The organism is Burkholderia sp. Ac-20349 (assembly GCF_017104865.1).
Classification (GTDB): domain Bacteria; phylum Pseudomonadota; class Gammaproteobacteria; order Burkholderiales; family Burkholderiaceae; genus Burkholderia; species Burkholderia aenigmatica.
In genome coordinates this window covers 121,894-136,972 of the sequence record NZ_JAAGPM010000003.1, presented here as the reverse complement: position 1 = coordinate 136,972, position 15,079 = coordinate 121,894, and the positions used below count along the sequence as shown (strand labels likewise).

Here is a 15,079-nt window from a genome sequence, read left to right as displayed (position 1 = left end):
AGCATTCACGTTACGCAGTACAAATTATTCAATTCAACCGAAATGAAAGGATCGAGCATGACCCAGGGTCTTATTGTTGTTCGACAGGCGGAAGCGGCAGCGATTGGCGAACCTGCGCCTGCCAGGCTGCCGATGGGCGAGATCGTTGCCCTGCAAGGCACGGCCCAGCATCAGGATGCGGCCGACGCGGGTGCGAGCATCGGCATTTGGGAAAGCTCGCCCGGCCAATTCCGCCGCCACCTGAAGAATCGCGAATTCAGCCATATCGTCAGCGGCTGGTGCACGTTCACGCCGGACGGCGGCGAGCCGGTCGAGCTGCGCGCAGGCGATGCCGTGCTGTTTCCGGCGAATTGCGAAGGCGTCTGGGATATTCGCGAGACGCTGCGCAAGACGTACGTGCTGTTCTGACGGGAGACGGACATGGGCGAAATCAGGCGATTCGCCGTTGGCCCGCGCGCCAGCGGCATCGTGGTATCAGGCGATCGCATTGAAACCTCGGGCATCGTGGCCGCGCCCGGAGTGGCGGTCGACATCGAGGCTCAGACGCGCTCCGTGCTGGAACAGCTCGAAGGGCTGCTCCATGAGGCCGGCACCGGCAAGCGGAACGTGACCCGCGTGCAGATCTGGCTGGCCGACATGAAGGATTTCGATGCGATGAACCGTGTGTACGACGCATGGGTGGGCAGCGCCGACCAGCCGGCGCGTGCCTGCGTCGGCGCTCCACTCGCGCACGCGGACTACCTGATCGAGATTCAGGCGACGGGCACGCTGTAGTCGGGCGTTACCCGAGCGCAGGCGATTCGGCACGAGGGACCAGTCGTGCCGGCGAGCGGCATGTCGCGTGACTTGCCGCTCGCCGATGCGGCAATCGAAACGACGGAGCGGCAGCCGGAGCGGGATACGGTCCGAACTGCCGCCAGGCTTACAACCCGCGCTTTTTCAGCAGGCGATCCGCGATCATCAGGTCGAGATGGGCGCCGCCCCCGTTCTTGAACGCCGTGATGTCGGACGCTGTTCGCGATACCGGTGCGCGCTCGGTCACGAGATCGTAAAGATCGCCGAGGACAGGGTCGGGCGGCACCGCGCCCGAAGCGATCGGGGCCGCGATCTCGCCGATATGGCGGGTCGTCTCGCGGCTGTCGACATACAGCCGGGCCGACGCGATCAACGCATCGTCGGCTTCGCGCATGTCGGCCGTGAACGCGCCGATCAGGTCGACGTGCGTGCCGGGGCGAATCCAGGCGCCGGGAACGATCGGCTGACGCGCGAGGGTCGCGGTCGATACGATGTCCGCGGTCGCGAGCGCCGAACGCAGGTCGGCGACCGCGGCGACCTCGACTGGCAACGTGGCCAGTTGCGCACGCAGCGCGTGCGCCTGGTCGATCCGGCGTGCCCAGATCGAGATGCGCCGCAGTGCGGGGAACACCGCACTGTACGCACGGGCGAGGTTGCCGGCCACGATGCCGGCGCCGACGATGACCAGATGGCGGCTGTCCGGCCGCGCGAGCAACGTGGCGCCCAGCACGGAGTCGGCGGCCGTCTTGAGATCGGTGACGAGGCGGCTGTCGATGACCGCGCGCAGCACACCCGTGTCCGGTGCATAAAGCAGCACGGCGCCGTGCGTGTTCGGCAGTCCTCGCGCCGCGTTTTCGTTGAAGACGGTCTCGGCTTTTACGCCGTAACCGATCCCTTCGATGCGTGCGGCACGAGACAGCATCATCGCGTCGGCGGGCCCGAACAGCAGATCGTGCATGTCGGCCCTCGGCAGCAGATGGCCGTCGCGCAGTGCGTCGACGGCTTCGGGCCAGCCGAGTGCATCGCCGGCGTTGTCGTGATTGATCAGGCTGGGGGACATGGCAGGCACCTGCGTGATTGATTCGGAGGGGACTCGATCGCGCAGTATCGACGGTCGACGCCACGGTCGTATAGAAGGAACGAGACAATCGCTGGAATATCGCCGCCGTCGGCGTTGCCCGCGCGTGCGTGCAAACCGGTCCGTAGCGGACCTGGCGACGAGTGCGGCCGGTTAAGTGGATACCCTGAGTGGCAGAAACGTTCTGGCAATTGCCCCATTTCTTATATGCGGGTGCCGGGCCGGGAATCGATACTCGCCACACCCAGGAGATGCCGCTGTCGCCGCGATCGGGTTGCGTGCCGGCAGGTGTCCGGCGGACGCAGACATACCGGTTTTGCTGCGCCTTCCAGAATGATTCATCAGGTATCCGTAGCATCTGGTCAGGGAAATTCGCAGCAACCGGAATCGTCAGGCATTCGATACGTCCCGGCACACCGGGCTCGCCAGTCAACATTGGTTTTGCATGAAAGGAGACATCATGTCCCAGAACTTCAGGATATCGCTCGAGGATTTGCCGCTGAACAGTTTTCACAAGAAGCTGACGGTCTACTCGTCCGCCGCGCCGTTTCTCGACGGTTATGTGCTGAGCATCATCGGTGTCGTGATGCTGCAGCTTACCGACGCGCTCAAGCTCGGCGCGCTGCAACAGGGCCTGATCGCCGCGTCGCCGCTGATCGGGATGTTCTTCGGCGGATTCGTCGGCGGGTTGTTTACCGACAAGCTTGGCCGGAAAGTGTTGTACCTGCTGGTGCTGGTCGCGCTGGCATTGTTCTCGCTGTCGCAATTCTGGGTGACGTCGGCGCTGCAGCTCACGATCCTGCGTCTGCTGCTCGGCATCGCCATCGGCGCCGACCATCCGCTCGCGACGTCGCTGCTCGCCGAGTTCCTGCCGAAGAAGCAGCGCGGCTCGCTGCTGGCGAGTCTCGTGATGATGTGGTTCGTCGGGGCGGGCGCGGCCTACATCATCGGCGAAATCGTGTTGCGCGTGGGCGGCCCCGACGCATGGCGCTGGGCGCTGGCGAGCGCCGTGGTGCCGGCCGTGCTGTTCCTGATCATGCGGGCCGGCACGCCCGAATCGGCCCGCTGGCTGCTGAGCAAGGGCCGCGTTGCCGAAGCGGACCACGTGATCAAGCGCGTGTATGGCGAACAGTACTCGGTCCAGAACCTGCCCGAGAAGCAACCGGAAAGCAAGGCGTCGGTCTGGTCGCTGTTTCACTCGGCCTACGGCAAGCGGATCTTCTTCGTCAGCGTGTTCTGGACCTGCTCGATCGTGCCGCAGTTCGCCGTCTACGCATTCGCGCCCACCATTCTCAAGACGATGGGGCTGACGGGCGAGTGGGCGTCTTACGGCGCGGTCGCGATCACGCTGATGTTCGTGCTCGGCTGCTTCCTGGCGGTCCGGCTCGTGAATCCGCTCGGCCGCCGCAAGCTGCTGATTCACAGCTTCCTGTGGTCGGGCCTCGCGCTGCTGATGCTGGGTGTGTTTCCGGAAGGCCCGGCGATGCTGACGCTGCTGCTGTTCGGCGCGTACGCACTGTTCATCGGCGGCGCGCAAGTGCTTCAATACGTGTATCCGAACGAGCTGTTCCCGACCGAAATCCGTGGGTCCGCCGTCGGCCTCGTGACGTCGCTGTCGAGAATCGGCGCGGCGATCGGCACCTATCTGGTTCCGATGTCGCTGTCGTCGATCGGCATTGCTCATACGATGTACGTGGCGTTCGGCATTTCCGTGGTCGGCCTGTGGGTCACGATGACGATGGCGCCGGAAACGCGTTCGATGGACCTGCATCACGCGGGCTCGCTCAGTCACTGAGCGCGCGCCGCAGGCATTCCCCTGTCGACCGGATGTCGACGAGGCCGGTGTTCTTCCGGCCCGGCATCCGGTCCTGTTTCACCCAAACACCCAATCCGAGGTGGCAAGATGACATTCAAGAGAACGATTCACGCGGTCGACACGCATGCGGGTACGCCGATGCGCGTCATTACGGGCGGCGTGCCGCATATTCCCGGCAACACCGTCTACGAGAAGATGAAGTGGCTGGAGGAAAACGACGACCAGTTGCGCAAACTGATGCTGCGGGAGCCGCGCGGCTATCCCGCGCATTGCTGCAACATCATCGTGCCGCCGTCGCATCCGGAGGCCGATGCCGGCTACATCATCATGGAGCAGATCGAGTATCCGGTGATGTCGGGCGGCAACACGATATCGGTCGTGACGGTCCTGCTCGAAATGGGGATGCTGCCGATGCAGGAGCCGGTCACGGAACTCGTGCTGGAAGCGCCTGCCGGCCTGATCCGCGTCAAGGCCGAGTGCAGCGGCGGCAAGGTGAAGAGCGTCACGTTCCGGAACGTGCCCGCGTTTGCCGCGCATCTCGATGCCGTGATCGACGTGCCGCATCTCGGCAAGGTGACGGTCGACGTCGGTTGGGGCGGGATGTTCTATGTGATCGCTGACGTCCGGCAGTTCAAGGGCCTGCAACTGATCCCGCAACACGGGGCGGAGATCGCACGCGTCTCGTCGATGATCCGGCAGGCCGCCATCGAACAGTTGCCGGTTGCGCATCCCGATTACCCGGGCGTGGGCATCACGATCTCGCAGCTGTCCGGCCCGACGGACGATCCGAAAGCCGACTGGCGCAACGTGGTGACGATGGCATCGGGCGCTTTCTCGTGGGACGACCCGGCCACCTGGACCGGCGCGCTCGATCGCTGCCCGTGCGGCACCGGTACCTCCGCGAAGATGGCGGTGCTGCATGCGAAGGGCGAATTGCCGCTGAACCGGGACTTCCGCCACCAGGGGATCGTCGGCAACGTGTACACGGGGCGGCTCGTCGAAGAGACGACCATCGGCGACAAGCCGGCCGTAGTGCCGACCGTGACCGGGACGAGCTGGATTTACGGGCTGAATACCTTCGTGCTGGATCACGACGATCCGTTCACCGAAGGATTCACGATTGGCGACATCTGGGCCTGACGGCGCGGCAGGTAGCCCGGCGCGATGCCGGGCCACGCCGCCGGATCAGGTCGTCCCCAGCAGCCGCTCCACTTCGTGCCGGCGTTTCCGGTACACGGAAGGTGTCTCGCCGTACTGCTTGCGGAACCACAGGATGAAGTGCGATGCATCCGAAAATCCGCACTCGATCGCGATGGTCGTCACGTTGCGGCTCGTGTCCGCCAGCTGCTTGCGCGCATGCTCGAGCCGGAGCTTTCTCCAGTAGTTTGCGGGCGCGTCGTTCGTGTTGTTGAGAAACGCGCGATGCAGCTGCCGCGGGCTCGTGCCCGCATGATCCGCGACTTCCTTCAGCGTGGCCGTCGAGCCGAGATTGGCCCGCATGAAGACGATCGCCTTGCGCACGATTTCGTTCTGGTACACGTGCGGCTCGCTGTCGCGTTCACGCTCGGGCGCGGTGTCGAGCGCCGCATCCGCCAGCAGATACTTGAGCCCCTTCTGCGCGCGGATCTCGCCGCAATGACGCCGGATCATGTTGGCGGCAAGATCGATCGCGGTGCCGCCGGGACACGTGATGATGCCCTCGTCGTCCACGTAGCTTCTATCGATCAGCGCGGTGGCGCGCGGGAAACGTTCGGTGAACTCGTCACGGATCGTGAAGTGGATCGCGCAGCGTCGGCCGTCGAGCAGCCCTGCCTTGCCGAGCACGAACGAAGCCGAGCACAGCGCGATGATCGGGATGCCGGCCGCATGGACCTTGCGCAGCGCATCGAGCAGCCAGCCCGGCGGATTGCGCGTTTCGCCGAGCAGCCCGCCGGCGATCACGATGTAGTCGTAGGATTCGAGCGCCTCCAGCCGCTTGGTGGGCAGGATCGGCATGCCGCAGCTCGCCGAGACCGGCTGGTCGTTGAAGGTCATCCAGTCCCACTGGCAGTAGATCTGCCGGCTGCGGAACGATTTGTCCGCGGCGAATCGCAGTGAATCGACCAGGCCGGCCACCGGGACCAGCGTGAACTGATTCATCAGGATGAAGCCGACCCGCAGATCGGGCCGACCGGGCGGCGCCTCTTCGGCATCCTGGCTTCCGTCTCCATACTCTTCGTCTTCTGTATTCATCGCTCATCCCCGAAAAAGATGAGATTCCGGCATGCCGTATGGAGCGAAGTGTACGAGTTTGCCGCTGTCCTGTATGTGGCAAAAACACCTAAAAATATAACGGGAAGGACAGCCTGAAAGGGGCCGGAAACGTTCCCGGCGCGCCACGTGCCGGCGCGACGAAATGCGCGTTCCGCCCTAGGGAAATTCCTAGGCCGCACCGCGCGCCGCATTCTAGGAATTGTCCTTCCCGTGATAGCCCAGCCGATCCCGCAACCGGAAAATCTGCCCCTGTATTGATTGATTTCTATCGGGGCATACGAACATGTACAGAGGTTTCTGGTACGCACAGGCGCTGGATCGCGAGTGTGCATTGGCGCCCGCGCTCGAGGAAACGACGCAGGCCGACGTGTGCATCATCGGCGGTGGTTACCTGGGGCTGTGGTCGGCGATCCGGATGAAGAAGGCCACGCCGGGCCTCGACATCGTCGTGATCGAAAAGGACCGCTGCGGCGCCGGCGCGAGCGGGCGCAATGGCGGGTTCGTCAACAACTGGTGGGCCAAATATCTTTCGCTGATGAGCATTTGCGGCGAAGCCGAAGCGCGGCGCATCTGCGAGGCCGCCGAATCGGCGATCGACGAAATCGGCGCATTCTGCCGCGAGCACGACGTCGACGCGCAGTTCCGAAAGGACGGCTGGCTGTGGACGGCCAGCAACGCGCGCCAGCACGACTCGTGGCGGGTCCTGACCGAGAGCCTCGACAAGCATGGCGTCAACCCGTTCCGGGCGCTGACCCCCGACGAGGCCCGCGACAAGTCCGGCTCGCTGCGCATCCTGTCGGGCATTTTCGATCCCAATGCCGCGACCGTGCAGCCGGCGCTGCTGGCGCGCGGCCTGCGCCGCGTGGCGATCGAGCTGGGCGTGCGCATCTACGAAAAGACGCCGATGACCCGCCTCGAGCGCAGCAAGCCGCCGGTCGTGCACACCGTGCGTGGCCAGGTGCGCGCGAAGAAGGTGGTGATCGCGATGAATGCGTGGGGCGCGCAATTCCCCGAGCTCAAGCGGATGTTCGTGGTCATGTCGAGCGACATGATTGCCACCGCGCCGATGAAGGCACGGCTCGATGCGACGGGGTTCAGGACCGGCGTCTGCGTGAGCGACTCGCGCACGGTGCTCAACTACTGGCGCAACACGCCGGACGGCCGCATCGTGTTCGGCAAGCCGCTGGGGCAGTTCGCGTTCGCATCGCGGATCGGCGATCTGTACGACAAACCGTGCCCGGCGGTCGACGGCGTCACCGCCGAAATGCGCTCGTTCTATCCGCAGTTGGCCGACGTGCCTGTCGTCAGCAGCTGGACGGGGCCGCTGGACCGCGCGATGAAGGGGCTGCCCAACTTCGGCTATCTGGGCGGCCATCGCGACATCGTGTTCGGTATCGGCTTTTCCGGCGCCGGCGTAGGCCCCACGGTATTTGCCAGCCGGATCATCAAGTCGCTGGTCGAGGAGGCCAATGACGAATGGGCCAAATGCGGCCTCGTCAACCAGAAGATGAAGCTGCTGCCGCCGGAGCCGTTCCGCTTCGTCGGCGCGCGGATGGTGCGCAACGCGCTGGTGCGCAAGGAGTCGCTGGAAGATCGGGATCGCGACGCAAGTACGCTGACCAACTTCCTCACGTCGCTGGCGCCCGCCGGCTATGCGCCGAAAAAAGTCGTTAGCAAGGGATGACCATGTCGCATCACGTCGTTTTTCTCGACCATGAAGGCATCGCGCCTTCGGTGAAAGTGCCACAGCTGCCGTTCGAGCATACGTGGACCAGCTACAGCTATACGTCGCCGCAGGACCTGATCGCGCGGCTGCGGGACGCAACCGTCGCGCTGACCTGCAGCGTGCCGCTGCGTGCCGAGCATCTGCGTCAGCTACCGGAACTCAGGATGATTTCGCTGGCGCTGACCGGTACCGATATCGTCGATCTCGACTACTGCCACGAGCACGACATCGTGGTGACGAACGTGCCCGGGTATGCGGCCAACACGGTGGCCGAACACGTGATCGCGATGATGTTCGAGCTGCTGCGCAGGCCGTGCAGCTATCACCGGACGATGCAGAGGATCCATCGCGGCGAACAGGCGCCGAAGAATATCTATTTCGATCACCGCATCCGCGACGTGGCGGGCAAGACGCTCGGGATCATCGGCAATGGCGTGATCGCGCGCCGGCTTGCCGAGCTCGCACGCGGCCTCGACATGAACGTCTTGTTCTACGACAAGGGCGGCGAGTTTCGCGGCGCCGGATTCGTGCCGCTCGCGCAACTGCTTGCGAGCAGCGACGTGCTGTCCGTCAACGTGCCACTGACCGACGAAACGCGCGACATGCTCGGCGAACGGGAGCTCGCGCAGATGAAGCGCGACGCAATCCTGATCAATACCGCGCGCGGCGGCATCGTCAACGAAGCGGCGCTGATCGACGCGATGCTCGGCCGCCGGCTCGGCGGCGCGGCGCTGGACGTGCTGGTGAACGAGCCGGTCGACATCGACGATCCGGTCTTTCAACTGATCGACCTGGACAATTTCATCCTGAATCCGCACGTCGCGTGGAGCAGCGAAGACGCGATGCAGGGCCTGATCGACAAGGCGCTCGGCAACATCGTTCAGTTCGCGAACGGCGAGACGCCGCAATTTGCCATCCAGAAGGTAACCGCATGACCTCCATCATCAAGACCAGCTTCGTCGACGGCGCGTTCGTCGAGCACGACAGCCAGGCCGAGTGCCTCGAAAACCGCAATCCGTCGAATCCCGCGGAGATCGTCGATCGGTTCTCCCGTGCCGACGCGGCGCTTGCCGAGAAGGCGATTCAGGCTGCCGCGAAAGCAAGCCGCGCATGGCGCCGGAGCAACCCGCAGGTGCGCGCCAATATCCTCGATCGCATCGGTAGCGAGATTCTCGCGCGCCGCCAGGAACTGGCCGAACTGCTGGCGCGCGAGGAAGGCAAGATCGTGCGCGAGGCGCTGGGCGAAGTGGACCGGGCCGGCCACTCGTTCAAGTTCTACGCACAGGAGGCGCTGCGCGCGAACGGCGAGAAATATGATTCCGTGCGGGAGGGCGTGGGCATCGACGTGTTCACGCAGCCGGTCGGCGTGGTGGGCGTCATCAGCCCGTGGAACTTCCCGATCGCGATCCCGGCGTGGAAGATTGCGCCGGCGCTCGCGTACGGCAATGCGGTCGTGTTCAAGCCGGCCGAACTGGTGCCTTCGTCGGCGTGGGCGCTGGCGGAAATCATCTCGCGCTCCGGGTTGCCGGCCGGGGTCTTCAACATGCTGATCGGGCCGGGTCGCACCGTCGGCGACGCCATCCTGCGTTCGCCGCAGATCGACGCGATCACGTTCACCGGTTCCGAAGGCACCGGGCGGCAGGTCGCGCGGATCGCGGCCGAGCGGCTGGTGCGCGTGCAACTGGAGATGGGCGGCAAGAACCCGCTCGTCGTGCTGGACGACGCCGATCTGGACGTCGCCGTCGAGGTGGCGCTGAGCGGTTCGTTTCATTCGACCGGCCAGCGTTGCACGGCCAGTTCGAGAGTGATCGTGACGGCGGGCATTCACGACGCGTTCGTCGAACGGCTCGCCGCACGCACGAGCGCACTGCGCGTGGGCGATGCGCTCGGCGCTGATACCGATATCGGGCCGGTCGTCGATCCGGGTCAGCTTGAGCAGAACCTGTCGTATGTCGAGGCGGGTGTACGGGAGGGCGCAACGCTGGTATGCGGCGGCAAACATCTGGATAACGGCAAGGGTGCCTACCATTTCTCACCGGCGCTGTTCACTGATGTGCAGCCGCACATGCGTATTTACCGCGAGGAGATCTTCGGGCCGGTACTGGCCGTGCTGAAGGTCGCGGATTACGAAGCGGCGCTGGCGGCCGCGGAGGACACGCCGTTCGGCCTGTCCGCCGGCATCGTGACGACGTCGCTGAAGCATGCGGAAGATTTCAAGCGCCGCTCGTCGGCCGGGATGGTGATGGTGAACCTGCCGACCGCGGGCGTCGACTATCACGTGCCGTTCGGCGGCAATCGCGGTTCGAGTCTCGGGCCGCGCGAGCAGGGGACGTATGCGCGGCAGTTCTTTACGCGGGTGAAAACCGCGTATCAACTTTCCTGACGTCCGTCACTAGGCTTCCGACATGTCCGGCACTGCATCGCATACTCAACCGCTTGTCGTGGTCAAGCTGGGCTCCACCTTTCCTGGGCTGTCGTCGGAACGGGGGGATTTCGAGCACTGGTTTCGCGATGCAGTGGCCGACTGGGATCTTCCCGTGCGGATTCTGGACGCCGCGGCCCGCCCGGCGCTGCCGGAACCCGATGCTCTGGCCGGCGTGATATTGACAGGATCCAGCAGCATGGTGACGGACCGCTTGCCATGGAGCGAGCGCTTGCGCCCGTGGCTAGCGCGGATCGTCGCCGAGGGCTTGCCGGTACTGGGCGTTTGCTACGGGCATCAGCTGTTGGCCGATGCGCTGGGTGGTGAGGTCGGCCGGCGTTCGCAAGGTGTCGAGATCGGGACGGTATCGGTGACGCGCAATGCGGATTCCGACGGCGACCCGCTGTTCGGCGCATTACCGCGACAGTTTCCAGCGCATTGCGTGCACTGGCAGTCCGTTCTGCGCCTGCCGGCGAATGCGTGTGTGCTTGCCGGCTCGGCGGCCGATTCGCACCAGGCGTACCGGGTGGGTGACCGGGCGTGGGGCGTGCAATTTCATCCGGAGTTTTCCGAACTCGTCATGCGTTTTTATATCGACGCGTATGTGGACGCGCTAACGCAGGATGGTCTTGACCCGGCACACCTGCACGCCGAGGTTCAGCCGACGGCAGACAGCGCGCGCCTGCTACTCGTATTTGCCAAGCTTTGTCGCTCGCGTACGTGAGCGTGCGGTCGTCGGCCGAGTCGGGACGACGCTTTTAGTTGAAGTCGAATTGAAATCTGGCCGACGGCAAGCGTCTTGCCGATTCCTTCAGTCACCGGAGTTGAACTCATGCTCAATTTTCGTCAGAGAGTGCTTGCCACGACCGTCAGCGTCATCGCCTTATCCGCCGCTTGTAGTCAGGCCAATGCACAGCAGGTAGTCAGGATCGGCGTATCGAGCCCACTTACCGGGATCAACGCCGCCAACGGCAAGGATCTCGAGAATGGCGTGCGTCTCGCGGTCGAGGAGGCCAATGCACAGCACATCAAGCTGGCCGGTCAGGACGTCCGCTTCGAGGTCGATTCAGTGGATGACCAGTCCGATCCGCGCATTGGCGTTCAGGTCGCGCAGAAGCTCGTGGATGACGGCGTAGTCGCGGTTGTCGGGTACTACAACTCGGGCGTTGCGTTGCCGTCCGCGCCGATCTTCGCGAAGGCCGGCATCCCGCTGATCGATCCGGCTGCGACCAATCCAGCCATCACGCGCCAGGGATTGAAGACCGTGTTCCGCATCATCGCGACGGACACCCAGAATTCCGGCAATGCGGGCAAGTATGCGGTGACGGTCATGAAGGCCCGGCGGATCGGGGTGATGGACGACCGCACCGCATTCGGCCAAGGGGCGGTCGAGGAATTCAAGAAGGCCGTCGCGGCCGCAGGCGGCACGATCGTCGCCGCAGAGTACACGAACGACAAGGCGGTCGAGTTCAGCGCGCAGCTGACGAACCTCAAGGCGGCGAACGTAGACATGCTGTTCTACGGGGGTGGCGACAATCAGGCGGCACTGATCACGAAGCGGATGCGCCAACTCGGCATGCGCACGCAATTCGTCGGCAGCGGCGGCATCGCGGACAGCATTTTCGTCAACGTGGCCGGACCGGCCGCCGAAGGTGCGATGGCGTGGGAATACGGCCGGCCGATCAGCATGCTGCCGCAAGGCAAGGTGTTCGAGCAGAAGTTCAAGAAGCGGTTCGGTGCGGACATCCTCACCTATGCGCCGTTTGCGTACGATTGCGCGTGGGTGGCGATCAACGCGATGAAGCAGGCTAATTCCGCGAAGCCAGCGGAGTTCGTGCCGGCGCTGCGTGCCACGCACTACGAGGGTATTACGGGAAAGATCGCGTTCGACGCGAATGGCGATCTGAAGAATCCGACGTCGACGCTCTATCAGGTAAAGAGCGGCCGCTGGGCGCCGGTGACGACGATCGGGGCGGAGTAGCGCCGGCTGGGTCGCGTGATCGTGTCGGGCGGCCATGTCCGTGCCGCTGTCGACGCAATCCGCGATTCACGCGTCGGCTTTCGCGGTTTTCCGCGCACGCGATTTGCCCGCCGCAGGAAACACGCTGCCGCCACGTGGCCGTTTCGGTTCGATCCGCATCTGCCGGATCATGCACCGGAAATCGATCTCGTGCGCGGCCAGCGTGCCGATCAGCTTCGTGATGACCGCGACACCGAGAAGACCAACGCGCCCGACAGCGGCAAGCAATGAGCGCAGGTGTTCGCGCGACGAGGGCTGCGTTTGCAGGTTCAGGCGACCGGGTGCTGCGGGATGTCGGGCACCTACGGGCACGAGGCGCGCAATCGCGAGACCTCGTCGGCCGGCCGCCTCATCGCCGGTTCCTCGCTTCATCCGCCATCGAGCACCATCGCTCCAGCGGATGCCGGGCGAGCAGCGCTGCACAGTGAATCGCAAGCGCCGGCAGGCGGAGCAGGAAACCCTTCCATCGATCGGCCATCGTTTTCTCCGGTGTTCCGTTTGCGAAGCGGGCGATGTGTGTCGCCCGCGCCCTCTATAGTCCGAGCGCCATTTTCACCGTGGCCAGCCCGTTCTTCCCGTCGAAACTCGTGACACCGTCGAGCCAGCCGTCGAGCACGTCGGGATGTTGCCGGAGGTACGCCCTTGCCGCGTCATCCGGCCGGGTCTTGTTCATCACGTCGAGCATCAAACGGTTTTCCATGTCGGTCGTAAAGCGCAGGTTCGAGACCAGCCGCCCGGCATTCGGACAGCGTTGAGCGAAGCCGTTGGCCGTCAGCGTATACACCCTCGCTTCGCCATAGTTCGGGCCGAACGACGCGTCGCCGCCGGCGAGATACTGGATCGGCACCTGGATGTTCATCGGGTGAGGCGCCCATCCGATGAACACCACCCACTTCTTTTCGCGAACCGCGCGCTGGACGGTGACCAGCATGCCGGCTTCGCTCGATTCGACGAGCTTGAACCCGCGCAGGCCGTGCTCGTTGTTGTCGATCATCCGCTGAATCGTGGCATTCGCGCTGCTGCCCGGTTCGATACCGTAGATCTTTCCGTCGAGTTCGGCACGGTGCCTGGCGATGTCGTCAAAGGACCGGAGCCCGCCCCGGTACGCGTAGTCGACCGTGGCGAGCGTCTCTTTCGCACCGGACAGGTTCGGCGGGTCGAGCTTGACGAACGCATGCGAGTCGAGGAACGGCTGGATCTGCTTGTCCTGAATGGGCCACCAGTAGCCGAGCGACACGTCGATCTGGCGGCTTTTCAGTCCGGCGAAGGAGATCGGCACGGACGACAGCGTCGTCGTCGGGCGATAGCCGAGACTCTCGAACAGCAGCGACGCAAGCGCCGTGGTGACCGTAATGTCGGTCCAGCCGATGTTCGAGAGCCGCACCGGTCGACACGCTGCGTCGTCTTGCGCGGAAGCCATGCCGGGCAGCGACGACGCGATGACCAGCGTTGCCAGCATGCGAGCCATTCTGGATTTCATGATCGGGCCGGGAGTAAGGGGTGACGGGGCAAGGGTTTCGAAAGACACCCAGGTTCACGCGTGAAGAGTGGGACCACGCATGCACACCATGCTAGCGAAGCCGCCGGAACGGGAAACCGGCAATTGCGACATCAAGTTATGAAAATCGGCCGGCTCGCGACGTTGCCGCGCGTGCCTGGGTCCAGCCCAAGTTTTTTTGGGGCAAATGGCTTTTTTTTCATCGTTTGCGAAGGCAATCGCCGATGCGTAACTTCAGCACCGAAGCGCAACTTGCCGAATCGAAATTCCCGTCCCCCTTTCAGGAGCATGCAATGAGCGAATGTCTCGCGCAGCAGGACCTCGAGATCGCCGGCCGTGCATTCAATGCGAAGGACGTCGCCGCCTCGTCGACGCTGAATGCGAAGTGCTACACGGACCCGAAGTACTTTGACGCGGAAATGGACGCCGTTTTCCGCCGGTCGTGGCAGTGGGTGTGTCATGCGGAAAAGGTGCGCGAGCCGGGCGCCTACTATGTGGCCGACGTGGCTGGCCGGAGCATTGCCGTGGTGCGCGACCGGGCCGGTGGCCTGCGCGCGTTCTACAACGTCTGCAAGCACCGCGCGCACCACCTGCTTGCCGGCGAAGGCAAGGCACGCGTGATCACGTGCCCGTATCACGCGTGGAGCTACAACCTCGATGGCGGCTTGCGCCAGGCGCCGATGACGGAGACGCTGGTCGACTTCAGGAAAGAAGAGATCTGCCTGTCGCAAGTGCAGGTCGAAGAGTTCTGCGGGTTCGTGTACGTGAACATGGACCCGGCCGCCGCGTCGCTCGCGTCGCAAAGCGGAGACCTGAAAGCCGAGATCGACCGGTTCGCGCCGGACGTCGACACGTTGACGTTTGCGCGCCGTCTGCAGTTCGATATCCGGTCGAACTGGAAGAACGTCGTCGACAACTTTCTCGAGTGCTACCACTGCCCGACCGCCCACAAGGATTTCGTGAGCCTGCTCCAGTTCGACACCTACAAGGTGACGACGCACGGGATCTACTCGAGCCACATGGCGAAAGGCGGCAATACCGGCAATACCGCCTACAGCGTGGAAGGCGCGACCTGCGACGACCACGCGGTGTGGTGGGTCTGGCCCAACACGTGCCTGCTGCGCTATCCGGGCCGCGCGAACTTCCTCGTGCTGAACATCATCCCGGTGGCGCCCGATCGCACGATCGAGACCTACGACTTCTACTTCGAATCCGCCGAGCCGACGCCGCAGGAGATCGAGGCGATCAACTACATCCGCGACGTGCTGCAGCAGGAGGACATCGACCTGGTCGAGAGCGTGCAGCGCGGCATGAGCACGCCCGCGTTCGAAAGCGGCCGGATCGTGAGCGATCCGAAGCAGTCGGGCATGAGCGAGCACGCGCTTCATCACTTCCACGGGCTGGTGCTGAAGGCCTATCAGGACGCGCTGAAGTAACGCGGTCGCGTCATGCCGTCGAACGCCGGCAATTT

The 15,079-nt window shown here is 64.2% G+C and carries 14 protein-coding genes; 10 read left to right on the top strand and 4 right to left on the bottom strand.

Annotated elements, in window-relative coordinates; all coding sequences use genetic code 11:
* Positions 1-57 precede the first annotated feature (57 nt).
* Together G3N61_RS02380 and G3N61_RS02375 are read left to right on the top strand one after the other, a co-directional pair.
* Positions 58-408, top strand: coding sequence for a cupin domain-containing protein (locus G3N61_RS02380; protein ID WP_089454601.1), 351 nt, complete (start codon positions 58-60; stop codon positions 406-408).
* A 12-nt stretch (positions 409-420) separates the two neighbouring features.
* On the top strand, positions 421-774 hold the full coding sequence (locus G3N61_RS02375) for a RidA family protein (RefSeq protein ID WP_043185315.1): 354 nt from the start codon (positions 421-423) through the stop codon (positions 772-774).
* 148 nt (positions 775-922) lie between these two features.
* Here G3N61_RS02375 and G3N61_RS02370 read toward each other — a convergent pair whose 3' ends face one another.
* Positions 923-1,855, bottom strand: a complete 933-nt coding sequence (locus tag G3N61_RS02370; RefSeq protein WP_205821341.1) for an ornithine cyclodeaminase family protein — start codon at positions 1,853-1,855, stop codon at positions 923-925.
* Positions 1,856-2,333: 478 nt separating this feature from the next.
* On the opposite strand from G3N61_RS02370, the gene G3N61_RS02365 reads away from it, so the two are divergent.
* Positions 2,334-3,668 carry an MFS transporter gene (locus tag G3N61_RS02365; RefSeq protein ID WP_043185309.1) on the top strand — a complete coding sequence of 445 codons (1,335 nt, stop codon included), beginning with the start codon at positions 2,334-2,336 and terminating at the stop codon, positions 3,666-3,668.
* Between the two features lie 108 nt (positions 3,669-3,776).
* On the top strand, positions 3,777-4,829 hold the full coding sequence (locus tag G3N61_RS02360) for a proline racemase family protein (RefSeq protein ID WP_043185307.1): 1,053 nt from the start codon (positions 3,777-3,779) through the stop codon (positions 4,827-4,829).
* A gap of 45 nt (positions 4,830-4,874) precedes the next feature.
* Here G3N61_RS02360 and G3N61_RS02355 read toward each other — a convergent pair whose 3' ends face one another.
* The gene (locus G3N61_RS02355) at positions 4,875-5,921 is read right to left on the bottom strand and encodes a GlxA family transcriptional regulator (protein WP_205821339.1); all 1,047 of its coding nucleotides are present in this window, start codon (positions 5,919-5,921) and stop codon (positions 4,875-4,877) included.
* Positions 5,922-6,225: 304 nt separating this feature from the next.
* Between G3N61_RS02355 and G3N61_RS02350 the strand changes: the two genes are divergently transcribed.
* The 5 genes from G3N61_RS02350 (at position 6,226) to G3N61_RS02330 (ending at position 12,071) form a co-directional block, all read left to right on the top strand.
* The gene (locus G3N61_RS02350) at positions 6,226-7,626 is read left to right on the top strand and encodes an FAD-dependent oxidoreductase (RefSeq protein ID WP_043185304.1); all 1,401 of its coding nucleotides are present in this window, start codon (positions 6,226-6,228) and stop codon (positions 7,624-7,626) included.
* 50 nt (positions 7,627-7,676) lie between these two features.
* Positions 7,677-8,603: an NAD(P)-dependent oxidoreductase gene (locus G3N61_RS02345; RefSeq protein WP_205821337.1), complete on the top strand. Its 927-nt coding sequence runs from the start codon at positions 7,677-7,679 to the stop codon at positions 8,601-8,603.
* 8 nt (positions 8,604-8,611) lie between these two features.
* On the top strand, positions 8,612-10,051 hold the full coding sequence (locus tag G3N61_RS02340; RefSeq protein ID WP_346778536.1) for an aldehyde dehydrogenase family protein: 1,440 nt from the start codon (positions 8,612-8,614) through the stop codon (positions 10,049-10,051).
* A 22-nt stretch (positions 10,052-10,073) separates the two neighbouring features.
* A complete protein-coding gene (locus G3N61_RS02335) occupies positions 10,074-10,814 on the top strand; it encodes a glutamine amidotransferase (RefSeq protein WP_205821333.1) in 741 nt (246 codons plus the stop codon).
* Positions 10,815-10,922: 108 nt separating this feature from the next.
* On the top strand, positions 10,923-12,071 hold the full coding sequence (locus G3N61_RS02330; protein ID WP_205821331.1) for a branched-chain amino acid ABC transporter substrate-binding protein: 1,149 nt from the start codon (positions 10,923-10,925) through the stop codon (positions 12,069-12,071).
* 66 nt (positions 12,072-12,137) lie between these two features.
* On the opposite strand, the gene G3N61_RS39375 is transcribed toward G3N61_RS02330, so the two are convergent.
* Together G3N61_RS39375 and choX are read right to left on the bottom strand one after the other, a co-directional pair.
* On the bottom strand, positions 12,138-12,533 hold the full coding sequence (locus G3N61_RS39375) for a hypothetical protein (protein WP_346778535.1): 396 nt from the start codon (positions 12,531-12,533) through the stop codon (positions 12,138-12,140).
* A gap of 109 nt (positions 12,534-12,642) precedes the next feature.
* Entirely contained in the window at positions 12,643-13,590 is a 948-nt protein-coding gene (choX, locus tag G3N61_RS02320) for a choline ABC transporter substrate-binding protein (protein WP_205821329.1), read from the bottom strand.
* 311 nt (positions 13,591-13,901) lie between these two features.
* Between choX and G3N61_RS02315 the strand changes: the two genes are divergently transcribed.
* On the top strand, positions 13,902-15,044 hold the full coding sequence (locus tag G3N61_RS02315) for an SRPBCC family protein (RefSeq protein ID WP_205821326.1): 1,143 nt from the start codon (positions 13,902-13,904) through the stop codon (positions 15,042-15,044).
* Positions 15,045-15,079 lie beyond the last annotated feature (35 nt).

Bases quoted from the DNA above. Each gene is read 5' to 3' on its own strand.
- G3N61_RS02360 (WP_043185307.1), top strand. From the start codon at position 3,777: ATGACATTCAAGAGAACGATTCACGCGGTCGACACGCATGCGGGTACG.
- G3N61_RS02355 (WP_205821339.1), bottom strand. From the start codon at position 5,921: ATGAATACAGAAGACGAAGAGTATGGAGACGGAAGCCAGGATGCCGAA.
- G3N61_RS02380 (WP_089454601.1), top strand. From the start codon at position 58: ATGACCCAGGGTCTTATTGTTGTTCGACAGGCGGAAGCGGCAGCGATT.
- G3N61_RS02335 (WP_205821333.1), top strand. From the start codon at position 10,074: ATGTCCGGCACTGCATCGCATACTCAACCGCTTGTCGTGGTCAAGCTG.
- G3N61_RS02370 (WP_205821341.1), bottom strand. From the start codon at position 1,855: ATGTCCCCCAGCCTGATCAATCACGACAACGCCGGCGATGCACTCGGC.
- G3N61_RS02365 (WP_043185309.1), top strand. From the start codon at position 2,334: ATGTCCCAGAACTTCAGGATATCGCTCGAGGATTTGCCGCTGAACAGT.
- G3N61_RS02315 (WP_205821326.1), top strand. From the start codon at position 13,902: ATGAGCGAATGTCTCGCGCAGCAGGACCTCGAGATCGCCGGCCGTGCA.
- choX (WP_205821329.1), bottom strand. From the start codon at position 13,590: ATGAAATCCAGAATGGCTCGCATGCTGGCAACGCTGGTCATCGCGTCG.
- G3N61_RS02350 (WP_043185304.1), top strand. From the start codon at position 6,226: ATGTACAGAGGTTTCTGGTACGCACAGGCGCTGGATCGCGAGTGTGCA.
- G3N61_RS02330 (WP_205821331.1), top strand. From the start codon at position 10,923: ATGCTCAATTTTCGTCAGAGAGTGCTTGCCACGACCGTCAGCGTCATC.
- G3N61_RS02375 (WP_043185315.1), top strand. From the start codon at position 421: ATGGGCGAAATCAGGCGATTCGCCGTTGGCCCGCGCGCCAGCGGCATC.